This window comes from Phycicoccus sp. Root563 (assembly GCF_001427915.1).
In the GTDB taxonomy this organism is placed as follows: Bacteria; Actinomycetota; Actinomycetes; order Actinomycetales; family Dermatophilaceae; genus Pedococcus.
The window spans coordinates 3,604,052-3,626,391 of record NZ_LMGM01000001.1 but is presented as its reverse complement, the minus strand read 5'-3'; the positions used below and the strand labels follow the sequence as shown (position 1 = coordinate 3,626,391).

Here is a 22,340-nt window from a genome sequence, read left to right as displayed (position 1 = left end):
GCCCGAGGGGTACGGCAGACTGCTCCCTCGTGACCTCACCGGTGCCGGGCACGTTCTGCCTCGTCCTGCACTCCCACCTGCCGTGGCTGCCGGGTCACGGTGTGTGGCCGCTGGGCGAGGAGTGGTTGTCCCAGGCGTGGGTCGAGTCCTACGTCCCCCTCGTCGCAGAGCTGGACTCCCTTGCGGCGGAGGGACATCGGGACGTCCTGACGCTCGGCGTCACCCCGGTCCTCGCCGCCCAGCTGGACCACCCGCGGATGCGACGCGACGTCGGCACGTGGGTAGGTCTGGCGCAGCAACGGGCCCGTGAGCTGGGGTTCGACCCGGACCCTTCTCGGCGCGCGGCGGCGAGCCGGGAGTATGCCGTGGCGGCCCGGGCCGAGGAGCTGCTCGCCACGCGCTGGAGCGGCGGTGGGTCACCCGTCCTGCGCTCCCTGCGTGACACCGGCGTGGTCGAGCTGCTCGGCGGGCCGCCGGCCCACCCCTTCCTGCCGCTCCTTCTGCCCGAGGTCGCCGCCCTGGCGCTGGAGGCAGGGTTGTCCGACAGCACCTGGCGTCTCGGGCAGCGACCACGCGGGATCTGGTCTCCCGAGTGCGGCTGGACGCCCGGTCTGGCGTCGGTCTTCGACGCCGCAGGGATCGGTCACTTCGTCGTCGACGAGCAGCTCGTCCGGGACGCGGGCGGCCACCCGCACGCCGCGTGGCGGGTCGAGGGGTCCGGTGTCGTCGCGGTCCCCCGGGACCTGGAGGTGACCAACCTCGTCTGGTCCTCGCGAACCGGCTACCCGGCCGCCGCGGCCTACCGGGACTTCCACTCGCGCGACCCCGGAACGGGGATCCGGCTCTGGGCGGTGGGACACGGTGGGGACGGCGCGAAGGCGACGTACGACCCGCAGGCCGCGAGCGCACAGCTCGACCGAGACGTCAGCCACTTCGTCACGGCGGTCCGGGGCCGGCTGGAGCAGGCGCTCACGGCCACGGGCGCCCCGGGGCTCGTGGTGGCGGCGTACGACACCGAGCTGTTCGGTCACTGGTGGCACGAGGGGCCCCAGTTCGTGGGACGGGCGATCCGGGCGTTGCGGGACAACGGGATCCACGTGGATACGCTGCAGAACGCCCTGGCCGCGGGGCACGTCGCGGGAGAGCTCGCCCTCGGTGCGGGGTCGTGGGGCGCGGGAAAGGACTTCTCCGTGTGGGACGGTCCAGCAGTGTCTCACCTCGCCCACGAGAACACCTGGCTGCAACGGCGTTGGCTCGACCTCGTGGCCCGCGAGCGGTCGGCGGGGCGGCTCGGGAACCGCCGCCCGGACCTCGACCAGCTGCTGCTCACCCTGTGGAACGCGCTGTCGAGCGACTGGGCGTTCCTCGTGTCCCGCGGCCAGTCGGTCGACTACGCCCTGCGTCGCGCCGACGAGCACCGGGTCGACTTCCACCGGCTCGCCCAGCTCGTCGAGGACCACGACGACCGGGCGCCGGTCGAAGCCGCCCGGCAGGCCCGCCACGACCGCACCTTCCCGGCAGTGGACGCGAGGGTCACGCCGGGCCGGTGACCTCGAGGGGTGCCGTCTCGAGCGGCACCGCTCGGAGCCGGACCTCGAAGGTCGTCCCGACGCCCCCCGGGACCAGGCGGACGGTGCCCGCGTGCCGGTCGACGACCTCGCGCACGAGGGCCAGCCCGATGCCGAAACCCGGCGACGACGGCCCCTTGGTGAACCGTTCGAACACGCGGCTCGCCGCGCCGGGGTCGATGCCCGGGCCGTCGTCGGCAACGGTGAGGACCACGTCGTCGCCGTCGTCCCGCAGCCGCACCGTCACCGTGGTGGCAGCGTGGTGGAGGGCGTTGTCCACCAACGCATCCACCACCCGGCGCAGTGCGGGGAACGCGCCCCGCACAGGGGCCACCGGCTCCACCTCGGCCAGCAGCCCCACGCCGCGTCGGGCCGCGAGCTGGTGGTCGAGGGTCACGACCTCGTCGACGAGGGCGGTGAGGTCGACCAGCTCCCCCGCGTCGGGCGACGCGTGCACCTCGGCGGAGTGCAGCAGGTCCTCGACGATGTCGGCCAGCGCCGCGGCCTCACGGCGAAGGAGGTCGACGTCGGGTGCGAGCTCGGACGACGGCGGGTCGTGGCGCAACGTGTCGTGGAGCAGGTCGGCGCGCAGCGCGAGCCGGGCCAGCGGCGTACGCAGCTCGTGGCTGGCGTCGGCGATGAACTGTCGCTGCTTCAGCAGCGCGTCGTCCCAGACCCCGACGGCCCGTCGACCGAGCCGCCCACCGGCGACCAGGGCCACGAGGGCCGCAGCAGCACCGGCGACGGCGAGGGCGAGGAGCAGCCGGTGCCGCTCGGACTCGTAGGGAGCGAGGTCGACCCCTGCCTGCACGACCGTGCCGCCCACGGTCCTGGTCCGCGTCTGGTACTCGCCGTCCTCGACGTACGCCTCGCGCTCCACCCTGGTGCCGCCGCGGGCCTGCGCGAGGTCGTCCTCCGTGGGGAGCGACCCGGGGGCACCCACGGAGGCGGTGCGCCGACCGGAGGCGTCGACGCTGACCACCCAGGTGCCGCCGGGGACGGCCTGCGCGTCGGGGACGGCCAGCAGGGACGACAGCTGCGACTGCACCTCGCGGTGCTGACCGACCAGCACGAGGCCGACGGTCGCGAGGCCGGCCACGAGGACCCCCGCCACGACGCCGGCGAGCGCCTGGACCGCGATGACCCGTCGGGCTCGGTCGAACGGGTCGGTGCTCACCCGCGGCCCAGCTCGCCGGCCCGGTAGCCGACCCCGCGCACGGTCCGGATGACGTCCCTGCCCAGCTTGCGGCGGATGGCGTACACGTAGGTGTCCACGAGGGACAGGCTCGTGGTGCCCGGGGCGAGGGAGTCCCGCAGCTCGTCACGGGAGAACACCCGGGTGGGGCGCCGGGCCAGCTGCGCCAGGAACGCCCCCTCGGCCGGTGAGAGCTCGACCGAGGTCTGGTCCTCGAGCACGACGGCGTTCGTCGCGGTGTCCAGCCGGGCGGTCCCCAGGGGGAGGGAGACGGCCACGTCGTCGAGGTGGCGGCGCAGCAGGGACCGCACGCGGGCCAGCAGCTCGGCGGAGTCGAACGGCTTCACGAGGTAGTCGTCGGCTCCCCCGTCGAGACCCTCCACGCGGTCGCGGACCGTGCCGTGCGCGGTGAGGACGAGCACCGGGGTGGCCAGTCCCTGTCTGCGCAGCCGCGTGATGAGGTCGACGCCGTCCCCGTCGGGGAGCCGGCGGTCCACCACCATGACCGCGTGCGAACCGGTCAGGGCCGCGTGCAGGCCGGACTGCACGTCCGGGACGGCCTGCACGGCATACCCCTCGCCCTCGAAGAGCCGCACGAGCAGGGTCCGCAGGCCGCGGTCGTCCTCGACCAGGAGCAGCTCGGTGCTCGACACGTCACCCATGTCGTCCAGCATGGCAGTGGGTCAGCGCGCCGGTGCGCCCTCGTCCGAGCCACCGCCGGAGGTGGACGTCTGGCTCCACACCGACTTGGCCCCGCTGTGTCCGATCCGCCCGACCTGGACGAGGGTCCCGAGTGCGGCCACCACGGCGAGCACGGCGACGACCCGCACCAGGGCGGGAGAGGTCGACCTGGCCCTCGAGGCGGAAGCCTCACCACGGGTGCCCCGCAGCTCCAGCCAGGCGAGGGCGAACGCGAGCACGGTCACCCCGATCATGAACGGCAGCAGCGTGTCGCCGAGCTCGGTGTGCTCGCGCAGCAGCGCGGACCCCTGGACGTTGCGCTCCAGGTTCTCACCGCTGCTCGTCGCCAGCGGCACCATGAGGAGCCCGAGGAGGGCGGTCACCGGCGACGCGTACCGGGCCCAGTGCCGGAACCTCGGCGAGACGGCGGACGCACCGAGGAGCAGCGCGGCCAGCGGCACGAGGACCACGACGGCGTGCACGATCAGGGGGTGGGCGGGCAGGCCGAAGATGCTGCTGGGCATGAGGACTCCTGGTCGTCAGGTCGTTGGCCTCCCAGCCTGCCCGGGAATTCTCAACCGTTTCTCAAGGGCCGCGGCCAGTCAGGTCAGACTTCCCCCGGACGCGTCCACGGCTCAGGCGCGGGTCCGGACCACACGGCCCGGGACCCCGGCGACGACGGAGTGCTCGGGGTAGCTGCCCCGTGCGACGGCCGAGGCGGCGACGACGCTGTGGTCCCCGATCCGGGTCCCGCGCGTGACGACGACCTTGGTGCCGATCCACACGTCGTCACCGATGCGGACGGGCGACTTGACGATGCCCTGGTCCTTGATCGGCACGTCGAGGCGTTCGGTGACGTGGTCGAAGTCGCAGACGTAGACGTCGTCACCGAGGAGGCAGGCATCGCCGATGGAGATGTCCAGCCAGCAGTTCACGGTGTTGCGTATGCCGATCACGGACTTCGCGCCGATGCGCAGCGTCCCCTCGTGGGCCCGGACCCTCGCGTGCGCACCGAAGTGCGTGTAGGCGCCGACGACGAGGCGGGCGTACCCCTCGCGCACCTCGAACCGCACGTCCGGGCCGATGAAGCACGGTCCCTCGAACCGCAGCGACGGGTAGCGGGCGCTGGCCCGGGCCATCCGCAGGTAGCTCAGGAGGTGGTGCCGCGTGAACGCCCGGTGGGACAGGGCCCAGCCGACCCACCGCAGCCACAGGAGCGGTCGGGGCACACCCCACGGTCCACGGTCCGCGCGCTCGCCCCTTCGGCCGTGGTCGACGGGCGACATGTCGGCGTCGGCCGCGTCCACCTCAGCCGGGCTTCACGCCGGTGATGCCGACGTTGTAGAAGAACCTGGCCGGCACGGCCCGGGCGAGCACCCGGTCGACCGCCGACAGGCGACGCCACGAGCCGTAGGCGAACATCGCCCAGCCCCACCCGAGCGCGCCCGGTCGGACGGCGGCCTCGAAGGTCCGCACCGGCCACCCCAGGAACGCCGCTGTCAGCTCCTCGGTGCGGGTGCGCACCTCGACGGCGCCCGCGCGCAGCGCCGTCCGGGCGAGCTCGTCCGGGTCGAAGGTGTGCAGGTCCACGACCGCCTCGAGGGCCGCCGCCCGCGAGGACTCGTCGAGCTCCTCGGCGTCCCTGGCCCAGGTGTCGCGCAGCGGCGGCAGCGCGGTGACGGCCTTGGTCGCGTGCCAGGTGACCCGCCCGAGTCGCCGGGCGTACCAGTCACCGATGCGGGTCGGCTCACCGGCGACGACGAACCGTCCTCCCGGCTTCAGCACCCGCAGCATCTCGGCGAACGCCGCCTCGACGTCGGGGATGTGGTGGATCACCGCGTGACCCACGACGACGTCGAAGGTGTTGTCGTCGTAAGGAATTCGTTCGGCATCGGCCACGCGTCCCTCGACGGCGAACCCGAGCTTCTGGGCGTTGGCCTTGGCCGCCTCGACCATGCCCGGCGACAGGTCGGTGACGTGGACCTCGTCGACGATGCCGGCCTGCTTGAGGTTGAGGGAGAAGAACCCCGTGCCCGCGCCGAGCTCGAGCGCCTTGGCGTAGGGCAGTGGGTCCGGCAGGCCCGTGACCGCCTCGAAGCGGTCACGGGCGTAGGCGGTGCAGCGCTCGTCGAACGAGATCGACCACTTGTCGTCGTAGGTCTGCGCCTCCCAGTCGTGGTAGAGCACCTGGGCGAGCTTGTTGTCCTCGTAGGCGCGCTCGACGTCCGCGCGGCTGGCACCCATCGGTCAGGCGCCCTCGAACTTCGCCTTGCCGGGGCCGTTCTCGACGAACGACCTCATGCCGGTGGCGCGGTCCTTGGTGGCGAACAGCGACGCGAAGAGCATGCGCTCGATCTCGAGCCCCGTGTCCAGGTCGACCTCGACCCCACGGTCGATGGCCTCCTTGGCGGCGCGGATGGCGTACGCCGGTCCACCGACGTACGGCGCGAGCCGGGCCCGTGCGGCGGCATACACGTCCTGGGCCTCGACGACCTCGTCCACCAGGCCGATCGCGAGCGCCTCGTCGGCGGACACGAACCGTCCCGAGAAGATGATCTCCTTGGCCTTCGCCGGTCCGACGAGGCGGGCCAGGCGCTGCGTGCCGCCGGCGCCGGGGATGATGCCGAGCAGGATCTCGGGCTGGCCCAGCTTGGCGTTCGAGGCGGCGACGCGGAAGTCGCAGGCCAGCGCGACCTCGCACCCGCCACCGAGGGCGTACCCGGTGATGGCGGCGACGGTCGGCTTGGGGATGCGGGCCAGCGTCCGTGTGAAGTCCTGGAGGGCGCCGGAGTGGTCGGCCATGTCGGTGTACGACATGGTCTCCATCTCCTTGATGTCCGCGCCTGCGGCGAACACCTTCTCGCCGCCGTAGATGATGACGCCGGACACGTCCTTGCGCTCCCCCACCTCGACCGCGGCAGCCGCGAGGGCGGCCTGGATCTCCCGGTTGAGGGCGTTCATCGGGGGGCGGTCGAGCAGGATCGTGGCGATCCCGCCCTCGACCTCGACCGAGACGAGGTCGCTCATGCCGGGTCCACGTCGGTGGCGGGCTCGCCCGCGCCGGGACCGGGGTCGCCGCCGCCCATGATGCGCTCGTGCCACATCTGCACGCCCGCGAGGACGAGCTGGATGGTGACGTTGACCAGGCCGGGCACGTCGGTGTTGGGCACGACGATGTGCTCACCGGTGACGACCAGGGTGTCGTTGGCGAGGCCGGCCTTGACGATGTTCAGCTGGAGGGTGATCTCGTTGCAGGTGGCCAGGCGCGTGAGCGTGTCGCTGGGCACGGCGTCGCTGATGGCCCACTGGCCGAACAGGCGCATGATCTGGAAGTCGCCCTCCGTGCAGCGCACGAACAGCTGCTGCTCCTGCACCGTGAACGCGACGTCGCCGTCACCGTCGATGTCGGGCGACAGGCCCATGTCGATCAGTGCGTCCAGGACGCGTCCGCGGAGGGGGTGCTCGTCCGCGGGCGGCGGGAAGTTGGGCAGCGACGTGGGATCAGTCATGCGCCAACCGTAACCACTACCTAGGCTGAGGACCATGTCGCCTGCCACGCGCCCGCGTGACCTTCCTCCCACCCTGGGCATGACCCTCGTCGAGGGCGGCGCCGAGTTCGCGGTGTATGCCGGGCACGCCGAGTCGGTCGAGGTGTGCCTGTTCGAGACCGGTGACACCGACGGGTCCACGGAGCGCCGCATCCCCCTCGTCGAGCGGACCCACGGAACCTGGTTCGGCTTCCTGCCGGGCGTGGTCGCGGGCCAGCGGTACGGCGTGCGGGCCGACGGTCCCTGGCGGCCCCAGGAGGGCCTGCGCTACAACCCCCACAAGCTGCTCCTCGACCCCTACGCCCGGGCCATCGAGGGCGACGTCCACTGGTCGCCCGAGGTCTACGCCCACCCCGTCGACGCCCGGCTCAGGGGCGACGACGTGCTCCGCGGGAGCCTGGACAGCGCCGGGGCGGTGCCGCGCTGCGTCGTCGTCGAGGACCGCTTCGACTGGGGCGAGGACCGCCACCCCCACACCCCCCTGGCCGACTCGGTCGTCTACGAGGCGCACGTCCGCAACCTCACGATGCTCCACCCCGAGGTGCCCGAGCACCTGCGCGGCACGTATGCCGGGCTGTGCCACCCCGCCGTCATCGCCCACCTCAAGGCGGTGGGGGCGACCGCGGTCGAGCTGCTGCCCGTGCACGCCTTCGCGTCGGAGCCCGAGGTGACCCAGCGCGGGCTCACGAACCACTGGGGCTACAACACGCTCGGCTTCTTCGCCCCGCACTCCCCCTACGCCTCGACGACCGATCCGCAGGGAGTGCTCGACGAGTTCAAGGGCATGGTGCGGCTGCTGCACGCGGAGGGCATCGAGGTGCTCCTCGACGTCGTCTACAACCACACGGCCGAGCAGTCCCGGCAGGGCGCGTCGCTGTCGTGGCGGGGGCTGGACAACCGCGCCTACTACCGGCTCGACGACCGCGGCCAGGACATCGACGTGACGGGTTGTGGCAACACCCTCGACCTGCGGCACGCGATGGTCTGCAAGATGGTGCTCGACTCGCTGCGCTACTGGGTCGACGAGTGCCACGTCGACGGGTTCCGGTTCGACCTCGCGGTGGCGCTCGGCCGTGGCCAGAACGACGACTACGACCCCAACCACCCGTTCCTCGTGGCGCTGCGCACCGACCCCGTGCTCTCCCGGGTCAAGCTCATCGCCGAGCCCTGGGACGTCGGCATCCACGGGTGGCGCACGGGGCAGTTCCCGCCCCCGTTCGCCGAGTGGAACGACCGGTTCCGTGACGCCGTGCGGACCTTCTGGCTGCAGGACGTCGCCTCCCAGGTGCACGGCCACGAAGGCCACGGCATCCGCGAGCTCGGCACCCGGCTGGCCGGGTCGCAGGACCTCTTCGGCGCCCGCGACCGTGGGCCGGTCGCGTCGGTGAACTTCGTCGCCGCGCACGACGGCTTCACGGTCGCCGACCTCACCGCATACAACTCCAAGCACAACGGGCCCAACGGCGAGGGCAACCGCGACGGCACGGACGGCAACCGGTCGTGGAACCACGGCGTCGAGGGGCCGGTGGACCCCGCCGACGAGCGCAGGGACGACATCGAGGCCGCGCGCCGACGGTCGATGCGCAACCTGCTCGCCACGACCCTGCTCGCGACCGGCGTGCCGATGCTCAACGCGGGTGACGAGTTCGGGCGCTCGCAGGGGGGCAACAACAACCCCTACTGCCAGGACAACGAGGTGTCGTGGTTCGACTGGGACCTCGAGGACTGGCAGCAGGACCTGCTCGAGACGACGAGCTTCCTCACCCGGCTGCGCGCCGAGCACCCGGTCCTGCGGCAACGGACGTTCTTCACCGGCCGGGCGGTCCACGCCGACGGCTCGACCGACCTGTCGTGGTTCGGGGCCGACGGCGAGGCGATGGCCAACGGCCACTGGGAGGACCCCCACACCCGGACCCTGCAGATGTACCTCAACGGCGCCTGGCTCGAGCAGCACTCGCTGCTCCTCGTCCTGCGCGGGGACGTTGAGGACGGCAAGGTGACCCTCCCGACGGTGCCGGGCCTCACGGGGTACGAGCTGCTCTGGGACTCCTCCGTCGAACGTCCCGCCCCGACCCGGTCGGCGGTCGTGGACCCCGTGATCGTCGAGGTCCGCGGGGCCAGCCTGCAGGTCTACCGAGCGGTCGACACGACCTGACGGACGCTGCGCCGCCACGGGCGTGGGTGCGTGACGAGCGATGCGACGACGGGGGCCAGCGCGAGGCCCGCACCCCACCAGACGGCTGCGGACCACGGCGCCTCCACCGTCGCCCACCCCGCGAGCAGTGCGCCGCACAGCAGACCCACCGGCGCGACGCGCCAGCGGACGGACAGCACGACCAGGGTTCCCGCCGCGACCAAGGGGATCGCGAGCAATCCTGCGAGGTACCCCCACCCGTCGAACCAGTCGCTGCCGGACCAGGCCGGGGCCACCACGGCATACGTGAGCAGCGCACCGGCGCCGAGCAGGCCGACCGCCTCGACGGCGTACGCCCGACCGATCCGGCTCCAGCCGCGGGCACTGTTGACCCCCGCGTCCGCCGCTGCCCCGCCACGCGCCATACCGGCAGCGTGGCAGACGCGGTACGCCCCTCGGGGAGGTTCCCCGCAGACAGGTGTGCCGCGCGCCTCAGGGCGCGCGGCACAGCTGGGTATGGCGGGTGGTGGCGTCAGGCGTTGGCCACCAGGCCGAGCTCGCTCGTGCTGGCCAGCCCGGTGTGCCGGGGCAGCACGCGGACGGTGTAGCCGAACGCGCCGGTGCGGGCGAGGGCGAGGTCACCGGCGAACTGGTGGCGACCACCCTCGTAGGACTCCACGAACGCCAGCGGCTCGCTCTGGACGTCACGCAGCTCGTCGGAGTCGCGCGCCGTGCCGTACACGACCTGCACCTCGACCTGGTCGGGGGTGAGGTCCCCGAGGGAGACGTACGCCCGGACGTGCAGCGTCTCGCCGATCTGAGGGGCGTCCGAGACGCCCGAGGACTCGACGTGGTCGACGTGCACGGACGGCCAGGTGGACCGGACCTTCGTCTTGTAGGCGGCGAGGTCGCGGGCACCCGCGTAGGTGTCACCGTCGAGCGCCCAGCCGGCGCGGGCCGCGGGCCCGTAGAGCTGGGTGGTGTAGTCGCGGACCATGCGGCTCGCGAGCACCTTCGGGCCGAGCGTGCGCAGGGTGTGGCTGATCATCGACAGCCAGTTCTGCGGCAGCCCGGTCTCGTCGACGTCGTAGAAGCGCGGCGCGACGGAGTTCTCGATGAGGTCGTAGAGCGCAGCCGCCTCGAGGTCGTCACGACGCTCCTCGTCCTCGACACCGTCGGCCGTGGGGATGGCCCAGCCGTTCTCGCCGTCGAACCACTCGTCCCACCACCCGTCGAGGATCGACAGGTTGAGGCCACCGTTGAGGGCGGCCTTCATGCCGGACGTGCCACAGGCCTCGAGCGGGCGCAGCGGGTTGTTGAGCCAGACGTCGCAGCCCGGGTAGAGGTACTGCGCCATGGCGATGTCGTAGTTCGGGAGGAACACGATGCGGTGGCGGATCTCGGGGTCGTCGGCGAAGCGGACCATCTGCTGGATGAGCTGCTTGCCGGTCTCGTCGGCCGGGTGGGACTTGCCCGCGATGACGAGCTGGATCGGCCGCTTGGGGTCGAGGAGCAGGCGCTTGAGCCGCGCAGGGTCGCGCAGCATCAGGGTGAGCCGCTTGTAGGTCGGCACGCGGCGGGCGAACCCGATGGTCAGCACGTCGGGGTCGAGGATGTCGTCGACCCAGCCGAGCTCGGCCGGGCTGGCACCGCGCTTCTTCCACGAGGAGCGGGTGCGACGGCGGGCCTCGAGGACCAGCTGCTGGCGCATCTCGCGCTTCGTGGCCCAGATCGCGTCGCGCGGGACCTCCTCGATGCGGTCCCAGGCGTCGTCGCGCTCGAGGTCGTGGGTGCCGAGGTGCTTGTCGGCGAGCTCGTAGACGCGGCGGTCGACCCAGGTGCCGGCGTGGACACCGTTGGTGACGCTGGTGATCGGGACCTCGTCGTCGTCGAACCCCGGCCACAGTCCGTCGAACATGCCGCGGCTGACGACACCGTGCAGCTGGGAGACGCCGTTGGCGCGACCGCCGAGGCGCAGGCCCATGACGGCCATGTTGAACATCCCGGACTGGCCGCCCGGGTAGTCCTCCGCGCCCAGGGCCAGCAGCTTCTCGACCGGCACGCCGGCGACCGCCTGCTCACCGCCGAAGTGCAGCTCGATGAGGTCGGCGCCGAACCGGTCGATGCCGGCCGGGACGGGCGTGTGGGTGGTGAAGACCGTGGCGGCGCGGACGGCCTCGAGGGCCTCGTCGAACGACAGCCCGGCCGACTGGGTCAGCTCGTGGATGCGCTCGACGCCGAGGAACCCGGCATGGCCCTCGTTGGTGTGGTAGACGTCCGGGGTCGGGGCGCCGGTGAGGCGCGACCACAGGCGCAGGGCGCGGACGCCACCGATGCCGAGGAGCATCTCCTGCTGGAGACGCTGCTCGCCGCCACCGCCGTAGAGGCGGTTGGTGATGTTGCGGGCGGCCTCGTCGTTGTCCGGGACGTCGGAGTCCAGGAGCAGCAGCGGGACCCGGCCGACCTGGGCGCGCCAGACGTGGGCGTGCAGCTCCCGTCCGCCGGGCAGCTCGAGGGTGATGACGCAGGGGGTGCCGTCGTCCTCGCGCAGCATGCTCAGGGGCAGGCCGTCGGGGTCGAGGACGGGGTAGGTCTCCTGCTGCCAACCGTCGCGGTTGAGGCTCTGCTTGAAGTAGCCGGTCTTGTAGAAGAGGCCGACACCGACGATCGGGACACCGAGGTCGGAGGCCGTCTTCAGGTGGTCGCCGGCGAGGATGCCGAGGCCACCGGAGTACTGCGGCAGCACCTCGGTGATCCCGAACTCCGGGCTGAAGTAGCCGATCGCCTTCGGGGCGCCCGAACCGTCCTCGTCCTGGGCCTGCGCCCACGCCTGGTACCAGCGCGGCTCGGTCAGGTAGGTGTCCAGGTCGGCCTTGGCCGAGGCGACGGCCGCGACGAACTCGCTGCTCGACGCGAGGTCGGCGAGCTCGGCCGGCGAGAGCGCCGACAGCAGGCGGACGGGGTCCTTGCGGACCTTCGCCCAACGCTGCGGGTCGATGCGCTCGAACAGGTCGCGCGTCGGGGGGTGCCAGGACCACCGGAGGTTGCTCGCCAGGTCGCCGAGAGCGGCAATCGGCTCCGGCAGGACAGTACGGACGCTGAAGCGTCGAATCGCCTTCACGAGGGGTGATCATAGGCCCACCGGCCGCCGGCAATGACGCCTTCTTGCAGATCTTTCAGAAAGTTTCAGGACGGCGGCACCCCAGCCGCCCACGCGCTGGCGCGAGGAGGTGCACGGGGCCCCAGACCGAGTAGCGTCGGGCGCGTGACTGCAACGCCCCCGGCAACCACACCCACCTCCCCCGACGCGCCCTCCACGGGCAGCACCGGCACCCGCCCCCAGGCGGCGCCCCCACCGACCACCCGACCACCCCAGACACCGATCGGCCGCATCCCGGTCCAGGACGTGAGCCCTGTCGTCGACCGCGGGGCCCGGCCTGCGAAGTCCGTGGTCGGTGAGCAGTTCACCGTGACCGCGACGGTCTTCCGCGAGGGCCACGACGCGGTCAACGCGTCCGTGGTGCTCACCGCGCCCGACGGCACCGAGCGGGTCCTGCCGATGACGAGCACGAACCCCGGCCTCGACGCCTGGGAGGCCGTCGTCGAGGCCGACACGGTCGGCTGGTGGTCCTACCGCGTGGAGGGATGGTCCGACCCCTACGGCACGTGGGAGCACGACGCCTCCATCAAGGTCGCCGCCGACATCGACGCCGAGATGATGCTCGAGGAGGGTGCCCGCATCCTGGAGCGGGCCGCCGCCGAGGTCCCCCGCGACGCGACGCAGAAGGCGGTGCTCGAGGACGCGGTCACCGCGCTCCGCGACACCCGACGCCCACCCCTGGCCCGCCTGCACGCCGGCACCGACCCCTCCGTGGAGCGCGAGCTCGCCGCCCGCCCGCTGCGCGACCACGTCAGCCCCTCGACCGACCTCCCGCTGCTCGTCGAGCGCGAGCGGGCCCTGTACGGCGCGTGGTACGAGATCTTCCCCCGCTCCGAGGGCGCGGTGCAGGACCCGACCACCGGCAAGTGGACCAGCGGCACCCTGCAGACCGCCGCCAAGCGCCTCCCGGCCATCGCGGCCATGGGCTTCGACGTCGTCTACCTCACGCCGATCCACCCGATCGGCACGACGGCCCGCAAGGGGCCGAACAACACGCTCGAGGCCGGGCCCGACGACCCGGGCAGCCCGTACGCCATCGGTTCGCCCGACGGCGGGCACGACGCCATCCACCCGGACCTCGGCACGTTCGACGACTTCGACGCGTTCGTCGCCCGGACCGAGGAGCTCGGCATGGAGGTGGCGATGGACATCGCCCTCCAGTGCTCCCCCGACCACCCCTACGTGGAGACCAACCCCGAGTGGTTCACCACGCGGGCCGACGGCACCATCGCCTACGCGGAGAACCCGCCGAAGAAGTACCAGGACATCTACCCGCTGAACTTCGACAACGACCCGCAGGGGTCCTACGCCGAGATGCGCCGGATGATCCAGGTGTGGATCGACCACGGGGTCAAGATCTTCCGCGTCGACAACCCGCACACGAAGCCGGTCGAGTTCTGGCAGTGGCTCATCGACGACGTCGCCCGCGAGCACCCCGAGGTGATCTGGCTGGCGGAGGCCTTCACCAAGCCGGCGATGATGCACTCGCTGGGCAAGGTCGGGTTCCAGCAGTCGTACACGTACTACGCCTGGCGCAACCAGAAGTGGGAGCTCACCGAGTACCTCGAGGAGCTCTCCGGTGAGGCTGCGGCATACATGCGTCCGTCGTTCTGGCCGACCACGCACGACATCCTCACGCCCTACATGCAGTTCGGCGGCCCGGCCGCCTGGAAGCTGCGCGCGGCCCTGGCGGCCACGCTGGTGCCGACCTACGGCATCTACGCCGGGTACGAGCTCATCGAGCACGTCGCCCGCCCCGGTGCCGAGGAGCAGATCGACAACGAGAAGTACCAGTACAAGAACCGCCACTGGGAGGACTACGAGCCCGGCGGCCCGAAGGAGGGCCAGTCGCTGGCCGGGTACCTCACGAGGATCAACGAGATCCGCCGCGAGCACCCCGCCCTGCACTGGCTGCGCAACATCACGTTCCACCACGTCGACGACGAGAACATCATGGCCTTCTCGAAGCGTCGCACCCTCCCGGACGGCAGCGAGGACATCATCGTCGTCGTCGCCAACCTCGACCCGCACAGCACGCGCGAGTCGACCGTCCACCTCGACATGCCCGCCCTGGGCCTCGGCTACGACGACGGCATCGCCGCCCAGGACCTCCTGACCGGAGCGTCCTGGCACTGGGGCGAGCACGTCTACGTCCGACTCGGTCCCGAGACCGAGCCCGTCCACATCGTCGCCATCCGGAGGTTCTGATGCAGGGTCTCAACCTCAACCAGCCCGGCCTCAAGCACGACCCCGAGTGGTTCAAGACCGCGGTCTTCTACGAGGTGCTCGTCCGCGGCTTCGGCGACTCCAACGGCTCGGGGGCCGGTGACTTCACCGGGCTGATCGGCCGCCTCGACTATCTCCAGTGGCTCGGGGTCGACTGCCTCTGGCTGCCGCCGTTCTACGCCTCGCCGCTGCGCGACGGTGGGTACGACATCGCCGACTACACCGCGGTGCTCCCCGAGTTCGGCACGCTGCCGGACTTCCAGGAGCTCGTGTCGCAGGCTCACGCCCGGGGCATCCGGATCATCACCGACTTCGTCATGAACCACACGAGCGACCAGCACCCGTGGTTCCAGGCGTCGCGCTCGGACCCCGAGGGCCCGTTCGGGGACTTCTACGTGTGGTCCGACACCGACGCGCCGTACTCCGACGCCCGCATCATCTTCATCGACACCGAGGTCTCCAACTGGACCTTCGACCCGATCCGCCGCCAGTTCTTCTGGCACCGGTTCTTCTCCCACCAGCCGGACCTCAACTTCGAGAACCCCGCCGTGCACGAGGCGATGTTCGACGTGGTGCGGTTCTGGATGGACATGGGCATCGACGGCTTCCGCCTCGACGCGGTCCCCTACCTCTACGAGGAGGAGGGCCACAACGGCGAGAACCACCCCAAGACGCACCAGTTCCTCGCCAAGCTCCGGAAGATGGTCGACACGGAGTACCCGGGCCGCATCCTGCTCGCCGAGGCCAACCAGCCCCCGGCCGACGTCGTGGACTACTTCGGCACCGAGGAGGAGCCGGAGTGCCAGATGTGCTTCCACTTCCCCGTGATGCCGATGCTCTACTACTCGCTGCGCGAGGAGAAGGCGGCGCCGATCATCGACGTCCTCGCCGACACCCCGCCGATCCCGGCAGGCACCCAGTGGGGCACCTTCCTGCGCAACCACGACGAGCTGACCCTCGAGATGGTGACGCCGGAGCAGCGCGCCGCGATGTACGGCTGGTACTCCCCCGACCCGCGCATGCGCGCGAACGTCGGCATCCGGCGCCGCCTGTCGCCGCTGCTCGACAACAGCCGCGCCGAGATCGAGCTGATCAACGCCCTGCTGCTGTCGCTGCCCGGCTCACCGTGCCTCTACTACGGCGACGAGATCGGCATGGGCGACAACATCTGGCTCAACGACCGTGACGCGGTCCGCACGCCGATGCAGTGGACGCCCGACCGCAACGCCGGGTTCTCCGCCGCAGACCCGGGCAAGCTCTACCTGCCCGTGGTCTCCTCGCTCGTCTACCACTACAACAACGTCAACGTCGAGGCCCAGATGGCGACGAGCTCGTCGCTGCTGCACTGGGTGCGCGCGATGCTCGAGATCCGCAAGCGCCACCCCGTCTTCGGTCGTGGTGCGTTCGAGGTCTGCCCGTCCGACAACGACGCCATCCTGTCGTTCCTGCGCGTCGAGTGGGACCACGAGGACGGCGCCGACTCCGAGGCCGTGCTCTGCGTCAACAACCTGTCGAGCCGGCCCCAGGCCACGACGATCCGGGTGCCCGACGAGTTCAAGGGCGCCCAGCTCGCCGACCTGTTCGGCGGCAACGGGTTCCCGAAGATCTCGGACGACGGCACCATCACCGTGACCCTCGGGTCGCGCGACTTCTTCTGGCTTCGGCTCGTGCCGGGTGCTGCCCGTGGCTGAGATCCACACCACCGCGAGCATCACGCCGACCAAGCTCGAGCTCGTCGGCCCGTGGATGGCGCGCCAGCGCTGGTATGCCGCCAAGGGCCGGCAGCCGGTGCTGCGCAAGCTCTGGTCGTGGCGCCTCGACGACCCCGCCGGCACCGTGGGCATCGAGACCCTCCTCGTCGCCGACGAGGGCGGCCCCGAGACGGTCGTGTACCAGGTGCCCCTCACCTACCGTGGCGCGCCGCTCGAGGGCGGCCAGCACGCGCTGGTCGGGACCATGGAGCACAGCGTCCTCGGGCCGCGCTGGGTCTACGACGGCGTGCACGACCCGGTCTACGCAGCCCAGCTCCTGGCCCTTGTGCTGGAGCAGACCACCCCGCAGGCCGGGAGCGCCTCCGACACCCCCGAGCCCGCGGTGGCGCCCCGTCGGCACCCGTCGTGGACGACGGAGACGACGCTCACGGGATCGCGCGTCCTCTCGGGCGAGCAGAGCAACACCTCCGTCATCTTCGACTGTGTCGACGACTCAGGTGCACCGAAGCCGTTGATCTGCAAGGTGTTCCGCACGCTCCAGGCCGGCGAGAACCCCGACGTGGTCGTGCAGGGCGCGCTCGCAGAGGCAGGTTCGCTCCGTGTCCCCGGCATGGTCGGGGCCGTCTCGGCCACCTGGCCGTCGGTCGACGGTGAGGGCTCTGACGTGGGCCACCTCGCCTTCGCCCAGGAGTTCTTCCCGGGCACCGAGGACGCGTGGCGGGTGGCACTTCGGGCCATCGCCGCCACGGAGGACTTCTCGGACCGGGCCCGCGACCTCGGGGCCGCGACCGCGGAGGTCCACTCCCGGCTGGCCGGGGTCATGCCGACCGAACCGGTCACCGCCGAGGCCGTGGCCACCACCGTCGCCGGGATGCGCGGGCGATACGTCGCCGCCGCTTCCGAGGTCCCCGCGCTGGCCGCCCACGAGCAACGCATCGCGACGCTGTTCGACCGGGCCGTCAACGCGAGCTGGCCCGCGCTGCAACGGATCCACGGCGACTACCACCTCGGCCAGGTCCTCCAGGTGGCTGGCCGCGGTTGGGTGCTCCTCGACTTCGAGGGCGAGCCGCTGCGACCGCTGTCCGAGCGCACCCGGCCCGACCTCGCCCTGCGCGACGTCGCCGGGATGCTGAGGTCCTTCGACTACGCGGGCGGCTCGTGGGAACAGGCCCACCCGGGGCACAGTGCCCGCGAGTGGGTGGCCACCGCCCAGCGCGCCTTCCTCGAGGGGTATGCCGCGCAGTCCGGGCGGGACCCCCGCGAGGACGCGGTGCTGCTCACCGCGTTCCAGCTCGACAAGGCGCTGTACGAGGTCGTGTACGAGGCCCGCAACCGGCCGACCTGGTTGACCATCCCCACCACCGCGGTGGTCCGATTGCTTGACGATGCGAGGAAGGACCTTCCGTGAGCCCTTTCGGCAAGAAGGACAAGAAAGCCCCCAAGGCGAAGAAGACCGCTGCCGCTACTGAGCCGGTCGCTGCCGCCCCTGAGCCGGTCGCGGCGGCCGCCGAGTCGGCCGCCGTCGAACCGACGGTGCAGGAGGCCGTGGCGCCGCACACCTCGCCCGAGGAGACGCTGGTCGAGAAGCCGGCTGGTTCGCCGTCGGCGCCCACGGCACCGACGACCGAGCCGCCCGTGGACCGCTCCCCCGAGCCGCTGCCGCCGGTGTCCACACCGGCCGAGGCGATCCGCGCCCTGGCCGACGGCCGCCACCAGCAGCCGCACGACCTGCTCGGGCACCACCTCGAGCCGGCCGGGCTGCGCGTGCGCGCCTACCGGCCGTTCGCGTCCACCGTTGCCGTGCGGTTCGCCGACGGCACCCGCCTCGACCTCGAGCACGAGTCCGACGGCGTGTGGGGCGGGCTGCGCGAGGGCCAGACCGAGACGCAGGACTACCGCCTCGCCGTGAGCTACGCGGACGGCGTCGAGCACGAGATGGACGACCCGTACCGGTTCGCCCCGACGCTCGGCCCGATCGACCTGCACCTCATCGGTGAAGGCCGCCACGAGCAGCTGTGGACCGTCCTCGGCGCCCACGTGCGCGAGTACGACGGTCCGCTCGGCCACGTCGTCGGCACGTCCTTCGCCGTGTGGGCGCCCCGGGCGCAGGCCGTGCACGTGGCCGGTGACTTCAACGGCTGGGACGGCCGCAGCCACCCGATGCGCCTGCTCGGCGAGTCCGGGGTCTGGGAGCTGTTCGTCCCCGGCGTCGGTGACGGAACGATGTACAAGTACCTCATCCGTGGCGCCGACGGGAAGGTGCGCGAGAAGGCGGACCCGATGGCCCAGGCCACGGAGCTGCCGCCGGCGACCGCGTCCTCGGTCGTCCAGTCGCGGTACGACTGGAACGACGGCGAGTGGCTGGCCGAGCGCACCGGGAGCAACCACCACGAGCAGCCGATGAGCATCTACGAGGTGCACCTCGGCTCGTGGCGCCGGGGCCACTCCTACCGCGACCTCGCGGAGCACCTGGTCAACTACGTGGCCGACCTCGGCTTCACGCACGTCGAGTTCATGCCGGTGATGGAGCACCCGTACCCGCCGTCCTGGGGCTACCACGTCACCAGCTACTACGCGCCGAGCGCGCGGTTCGGCCGCCCGGACGACTTCCGCTACCTCGTCGACCGGCTCCACCAGGCCGGCATCGGCGTCATCCTCGACTGGGTGCCCGGCCACTTCGCCACCGACCCGTGGGCCCTGGCCCGCTTCGACGGCCTGCCGCTCTACGAGCACCCGGACCCGCGCAAGGGCTGGCACCCCGAGTGGGGCTCCTACATCTTCGACTTCGGCCGGATGCAGGTGCGCAACTTCCTCGTGGCCAACGCGGTCTACTGGCTCGAGGAGTTCCACGTCGACGGTCTGCGCGTCGACGGCGTGGCCTCGATGCTCTACCTCGACTACGCCCGCAAGGACGGCGAGTGGGTGCCCAACATCCACGGCGGTCACGAGAACCTCGAGGCGGTGGGCCTGATCCAGGAGGCCAACGCCACGGCCTACAAGCGGGTCCCCGGCGTGGTGATCATCGCCGAGGAGTCCACGTCGTGGCCGGGCGTCACCAAGCCCACGAGCGAGGGCGGGCTCGGGTTCGGGCTGAAGTGGAACATGGGTTGGATGAACGACTCCTTGAAGTACCTCAAGGAGAACCCCATCCACCGCCAGTACCACCACCACCTCCTGACGTTCTCGCTCATGTACGCCTTCAGCGAGAACTACCTGCTGCCGATCAGCCACGACGAGGTCGTCCACGGGAAGGGGTCGTTGCTGCGCAAGGCTCCCGGGAGCCGCTACGACCAGCTGGCCACGGTCCGGGCGTTCCTCGCCTACCTGTGGAGCCACCCGGGCAAGCAGCTGCTGTTCATGGGCAGCGAGTTCGCCCAGGAGGCCGAGTGGGCCGACGGCCGCGAGCTCGACTGGTGGCTGCTCGACCACGCGGCGCACTACCGCGTGCACAACCTCGTCAAGGAGCTCAACCGCGTCTACCGAGAGAACTCCGCCCTCTGGGCGCTGGACTCCGACCCCGCGGGTTTCGAGTGGCTCGACGCCGACGACAACGCCGGCAACACTTACTCCTACCTGCGTTTCGGCACCCGCGACCGCCAGGGTCCTGTCGTCGCGGTCGCCGTGAACTTCGGCGGCCTCGCGCGGGAGTCCCTGCGCCTCGGGGTTCCCCGGGCCGGCGACTGGAAGGTCATCCTCGACACCAGCGGGTACGACGAGTTCGGCACGCCCAGCCAGGCAGAGGTGGTCGTCACCGCCCAGGAGCACGGGGCCCAGGGCCAGCCCTGGTCGGTCGAGGTCCGGGTGGCCGCCCTGTCAGCCGTCTACCTCGCCCCCGTGTCGAACGGCGACCAGGCGTCGGTCGAGTCCTCCGTCGCCGGGTCGCGCCAGGTGACCGCCGGGGAGGACACCGCCGGGTGACCCACGTCTGGGGCTACCGCATCCCGCTGCTCGTGGTCCCGGTGGTCCTCGCGTATGCCGCGGTGGCGGCGTGGTGGGTGTGGCGCGGCCGCGCCCACCTCGCCGTCACCCTCGAGCGGGTCCTGTTCGGTGGCGCGGTCGTGTTCGCCTCCGTCGTGACGATGTCGCCGCCCGGTCGGGCGGACAACGGCGTGCTGGCACCGGACCGGTCCTGCGCCATCCACGCGGTCGACCTCGGGCTCGCGGCGGTCACCGCCGACGACCAACGCATCCTCAACGTCCTCCTCCTGCTGCCCGTCGGGTTCTTCGCCGCCGCCGTCGCGGGCCGGCTGCGCGGTCCCGTCGCGCTGCTGGTCGTCATCGGCGCCGCGGCACTGCCCGTGGTGTTCGAGACCGGCCAGCAGGTGTTCCGCGGCCTGGACCGCGCGTGCGACACCACCGACCTCGCCGACAACCTCACGGGTGTCCTGCTGGGCCTGGCCGCCGGCGCCCTCGTCGTGGGACTGCGGTGGGCAGCCGGCCGCAACGCTGGCAGAGTGGCCCCATGAACGACCCGCGCGCAGGACAGCCCGCAGAACCCTCTGACCTGGTCGACGTGCCCCATCTCGTCACCGCGTACTACACGCTGGTCCCCGATCCCGACGACCTCGACCAGCAGGTCGCGTTCGGCACGTCCGGGCACCGGGGTTCGAGCCTGCGCACCGCGTTCAACGAGACCCACATCCTCGCGACGACCCAGGCCATCTGCGACTACCGGTCGTCGCAGGGGTACGACGGTCCGCTCTTCGTCGGCCGCGACACGCACGCGCTGTCGGAGCCCGCGTGGGCCTCGGCACTGGAGGTGCTCGCCGCCAACGACGTCATCGTCCTCGTCGACGACCGCGACGGGTACACGCCGACCCCGGCCGTCAGCCACGCCATCATCCGCGCCAACGAGGGACGCACCAGCGGCACCGCCCTGGCCGACGGCATCGTCGTCACCCCGTCGCACAACCCGCCCTACGACGGTGGGTTCAAGTACAACCCTCCCCACGGCGGGCCGGCGGACTCCGACGCCACCAAGGTGATCGCCGCCCGGGCGAACGAGCTGATCGCCGGCGGCCTGGCGGACGTCCGCAGGATCCCCTTCGAGCGGGCCCGCAAGCACGCGCAGGGCTACGACTTCCTCGGCACCTACGTCGACGACCTGCCCGACGTCGTGGACCTCGCCCGCATCAAGGAGGCCGGCGTCCGGATCGGCGCGGACCCCCTCGGTGGCGCTGCCGTCGCGTACTGGGGCGAGATCGCCGACCGCCACGGGATCGACCTCACCGTGGTCAACCCCCTCGTCGACCCCACCTGGCGCTTCATGACGCTCGACTGGGACGGCAAGATCCGGATGGACTGCTCGTCCCCCTCGGCCATGGCCTCGCTCATCGCCCGCAAGGACGAGTACGACATCGCCACGGGCAACGACGCCGACTCCGACCGCCACGGGATCGTCACCCCCGACGCGGGACTGATGAACCCCAACCACTTCCTCGCCGTGGCGATCCAGTACCTGTTCGGTGGGGCGCGCCCCGACTGGCCGGACGGCGCCGCCATCGGCAAGACCCTCGTGTCCTCGTCCATGATCGACCGCGTGGCCTCCGACCTCGGGGCACGGCTGGTCGAGGTGCCGGTCGGGTTCAAGTGGTTCGTGCCCGGGCTCATCGACGGGAGCTTCGGGTTCGGCGGCGAGGAGTCGGCCGGTGCGTCCTTCCTGCGGCGCAGCGGCGCTGCCTGGACGACCGACAAGGACGGCATCCTCCTCGCCCTGCTCGCGTCCGAGATCCTCGCGGCGACCGGCACGTCACCGAGCCAGCACTACGCGGACCTGACCGCCCGCCACGGGGACCCGGCCTACGCCCGCATCGACGCGGCCGCCGACCGCGAGCAGAAGGCGAAGCTCGCGGCCCTGTCCCCGGAGGACGTCGCTGCGAAGTCCCTTGCAGGAGAACCGATCACGGCCAAGCTCACCCGGGCCCCCGGCAACGACGCGGCGATCGGGGGGCTGAAGGTGACGACGGAGAGCGCATGGTTCGCCGCCCGCCCCTCCGGCACCGAGGACGTCTACAAGATCTACGCCGAGTCCTTCCAGGGCCCCGAGCACCTGGCCCAGGTGCAGGCCGAGGCCAAGGAGGTCGTCGACGCCGCCCTGCGCGGCTGAACCCGTGGCT

General features: G+C 71.7%; 17 protein-coding genes. 8 read left to right on the top strand and 9 right to left on the bottom strand.

Annotated features, from left to right (window positions below):
- Positions 1-29: 29 nt before the first annotated feature.
- Positions 30-1,550, top strand: coding sequence for a 1,4-alpha-glucan branching protein domain-containing protein (locus tag ASD62_RS17075; RefSeq protein WP_162246826.1), 1,521 nt, complete (start codon positions 30-32; stop codon positions 1,548-1,550).
- Here the strand turns inward: ASD62_RS17075 and ASD62_RS17070 are convergent.
- From ASD62_RS17070 to ASD62_RS17040, 7 genes are all read right to left on the bottom strand, one after another.
- The gene (locus ASD62_RS17070) at positions 1,534-2,745 is read right to left on the bottom strand and encodes a HAMP domain-containing sensor histidine kinase (RefSeq protein ID WP_056916992.1); all 1,212 of its coding nucleotides are present in this window, start codon (positions 2,743-2,745) and stop codon (positions 1,534-1,536) included. The genes ASD62_RS17075 and ASD62_RS17070 overlap by 17 nt on opposite strands.
- On the bottom strand, positions 2,742-3,425 hold the full coding sequence (locus ASD62_RS17065) for a response regulator transcription factor (RefSeq protein ID WP_056917484.1): 684 nt from the start codon (positions 3,423-3,425) through the stop codon (positions 2,742-2,744). The genes ASD62_RS17070 and ASD62_RS17065 overlap by 4 nt, the downstream gene beginning before the upstream one ends.
- Before the next feature lie 21 nt (positions 3,426-3,446).
- Positions 3,447-3,968 carry a DUF2231 domain-containing protein gene (locus tag ASD62_RS17060; RefSeq protein ID WP_056916991.1) on the bottom strand — a complete coding sequence of 174 codons (522 nt, stop codon included), beginning with the start codon at positions 3,966-3,968 and terminating at the stop codon, positions 3,447-3,449.
- Positions 3,969-4,079: 111 nt separating this feature from the next.
- Positions 4,080-4,673, bottom strand: coding sequence for an acyltransferase (locus ASD62_RS17055; protein WP_235530738.1), 594 nt, complete (start codon positions 4,671-4,673; stop codon positions 4,080-4,082).
- Positions 4,674-4,752: 79 nt separating this feature from the next.
- A complete protein-coding gene (locus ASD62_RS17050; protein WP_056916989.1) occupies positions 4,753-5,688 on the bottom strand; it encodes a class I SAM-dependent methyltransferase in 936 nt (311 codons plus the stop codon).
- Between the two features lie 3 nt (positions 5,689-5,691).
- Entirely contained in the window at positions 5,692-6,471 is a 780-nt protein-coding gene (locus ASD62_RS17045; RefSeq protein WP_056916988.1) for an enoyl-CoA hydratase/isomerase family protein, read from the bottom strand.
- Complete coding sequence (locus ASD62_RS17040; RefSeq protein ID WP_056916987.1) at positions 6,468-6,953, bottom strand: hypothetical protein; 486 nt, start codon at positions 6,951-6,953, stop codon at positions 6,468-6,470. Before ASD62_RS17040 ends, ASD62_RS17045 begins: the two co-directional genes overlap by 4 nt.
- Positions 6,954-6,987: 34 nt before the next feature.
- On the opposite strand from ASD62_RS17040, the gene glgX reads away from it, so the two are divergent.
- On the top strand, positions 6,988-9,147 hold the full coding sequence (gene glgX / locus ASD62_RS17035) for a glycogen debranching protein GlgX (protein WP_056916986.1): 2,160 nt from the start codon (positions 6,988-6,990) through the stop codon (positions 9,145-9,147).
- Here the strand turns inward: glgX and ASD62_RS17030 are convergent.
- Together ASD62_RS17030 and glgP are read right to left on the bottom strand one after the other, a co-directional pair.
- Positions 9,123-9,551, bottom strand: coding sequence for a hypothetical protein (locus tag ASD62_RS17030; RefSeq protein WP_056916985.1), 429 nt, complete (start codon positions 9,549-9,551; stop codon positions 9,123-9,125). The genes glgX and ASD62_RS17030 overlap by 25 nt on opposite strands.
- Positions 9,552-9,658: 107 nt before the next feature.
- Positions 9,659-12,247, bottom strand: coding sequence for an alpha-glucan family phosphorylase (gene glgP, locus ASD62_RS17025; RefSeq protein WP_056916984.1), 2,589 nt, complete (start codon positions 12,245-12,247; stop codon positions 9,659-9,661).
- Between the two features lie 144 nt (positions 12,248-12,391).
- On the opposite strand from glgP, the gene ASD62_RS17020 reads away from it, so the two are divergent.
- From ASD62_RS17020 to pgm, 6 genes are read left to right on the top strand one after another with little or no spacing between them, the layout of a single operon-like run.
- Positions 12,392-14,494 (top strand): alpha-1,4-glucan--maltose-1-phosphate maltosyltransferase, encoded by a 2,103-nt coding sequence (locus ASD62_RS17020; RefSeq protein WP_369818806.1) that lies wholly within the window; start codon positions 12,392-12,394, stop codon positions 14,492-14,494.
- On the top strand, positions 14,494-16,203 hold the full coding sequence (gene treS / locus ASD62_RS17015; RefSeq protein WP_056916983.1) for a maltose alpha-D-glucosyltransferase: 1,710 nt from the start codon (positions 14,494-14,496) through the stop codon (positions 16,201-16,203). Before ASD62_RS17020 ends, treS begins: the two co-directional genes overlap by 1 nt.
- Positions 16,196-17,632 (top strand): hypothetical protein, encoded by a 1,437-nt coding sequence (locus tag ASD62_RS17010; protein ID WP_056917482.1) that lies wholly within the window; start codon positions 16,196-16,198, stop codon positions 17,630-17,632. Before treS ends, ASD62_RS17010 begins: the two co-directional genes overlap by 8 nt.
- Positions 17,629-20,142: a 1,4-alpha-glucan branching protein GlgB gene (gene glgB / locus ASD62_RS17005; protein ID WP_235530737.1), complete on the top strand. Its 2,514-nt coding sequence runs from the start codon at positions 17,629-17,631 to the stop codon at positions 20,140-20,142. Before ASD62_RS17010 ends, glgB begins: the two co-directional genes overlap by 4 nt.
- The gene (locus ASD62_RS17000; RefSeq protein WP_056916982.1) at positions 20,139-20,690 is read left to right on the top strand and encodes a VanZ family protein; all 552 of its coding nucleotides are present in this window, start codon (positions 20,139-20,141) and stop codon (positions 20,688-20,690) included. Before glgB ends, ASD62_RS17000 begins: the two co-directional genes overlap by 4 nt.
- Positions 20,687-22,330, top strand: a complete 1,644-nt coding sequence (gene pgm, locus ASD62_RS16995; RefSeq protein WP_056916981.1) for a phosphoglucomutase (alpha-D-glucose-1,6-bisphosphate-dependent) — start codon at positions 20,687-20,689, stop codon at positions 22,328-22,330. The genes ASD62_RS17000 and pgm overlap by 4 nt, the downstream gene beginning before the upstream one ends.
- Positions 22,331-22,340: the final 10 nt, after the last annotated feature.

Bases quoted from the DNA above. Each gene is read 5' to 3' on its own strand.
- ASD62_RS17030 (WP_056916985.1), bottom strand. From the start codon at position 9,551: ATGGCGCGTGGCGGGGCAGCGGCGGACGCGGGGGTCAACAGTGCCCGC.
- ASD62_RS17040 (WP_056916987.1), bottom strand. From the start codon at position 6,953: ATGACTGATCCCACGTCGCTGCCCAACTTCCCGCCGCCCGCGGACGAG.
- ASD62_RS17050 (WP_056916989.1), bottom strand. From the start codon at position 5,688: ATGGGTGCCAGCCGCGCGGACGTCGAGCGCGCCTACGAGGACAACAAG.
- glgX (WP_056916986.1), top strand. From the start codon at position 6,988: ATGTCGCCTGCCACGCGCCCGCGTGACCTTCCTCCCACCCTGGGCATG.
- pgm (WP_056916981.1), top strand. From the start codon at position 20,687: ATGAACGACCCGCGCGCAGGACAGCCCGCAGAACCCTCTGACCTGGTC.
- ASD62_RS17045 (WP_056916988.1), bottom strand. From the start codon at position 6,471: ATGAGCGACCTCGTCTCGGTCGAGGTCGAGGGCGGGATCGCCACGATC.
- treS (WP_056916983.1), top strand. From the start codon at position 14,494: ATGCAGGGTCTCAACCTCAACCAGCCCGGCCTCAAGCACGACCCCGAG.
- ASD62_RS17065 (WP_056917484.1), bottom strand. From the start codon at position 3,425: ATGGGTGACGTGTCGAGCACCGAGCTGCTCCTGGTCGAGGACGACCGC.
- ASD62_RS17060 (WP_056916991.1), bottom strand. From the start codon at position 3,968: ATGCCCAGCAGCATCTTCGGCCTGCCCGCCCACCCCCTGATCGTGCAC.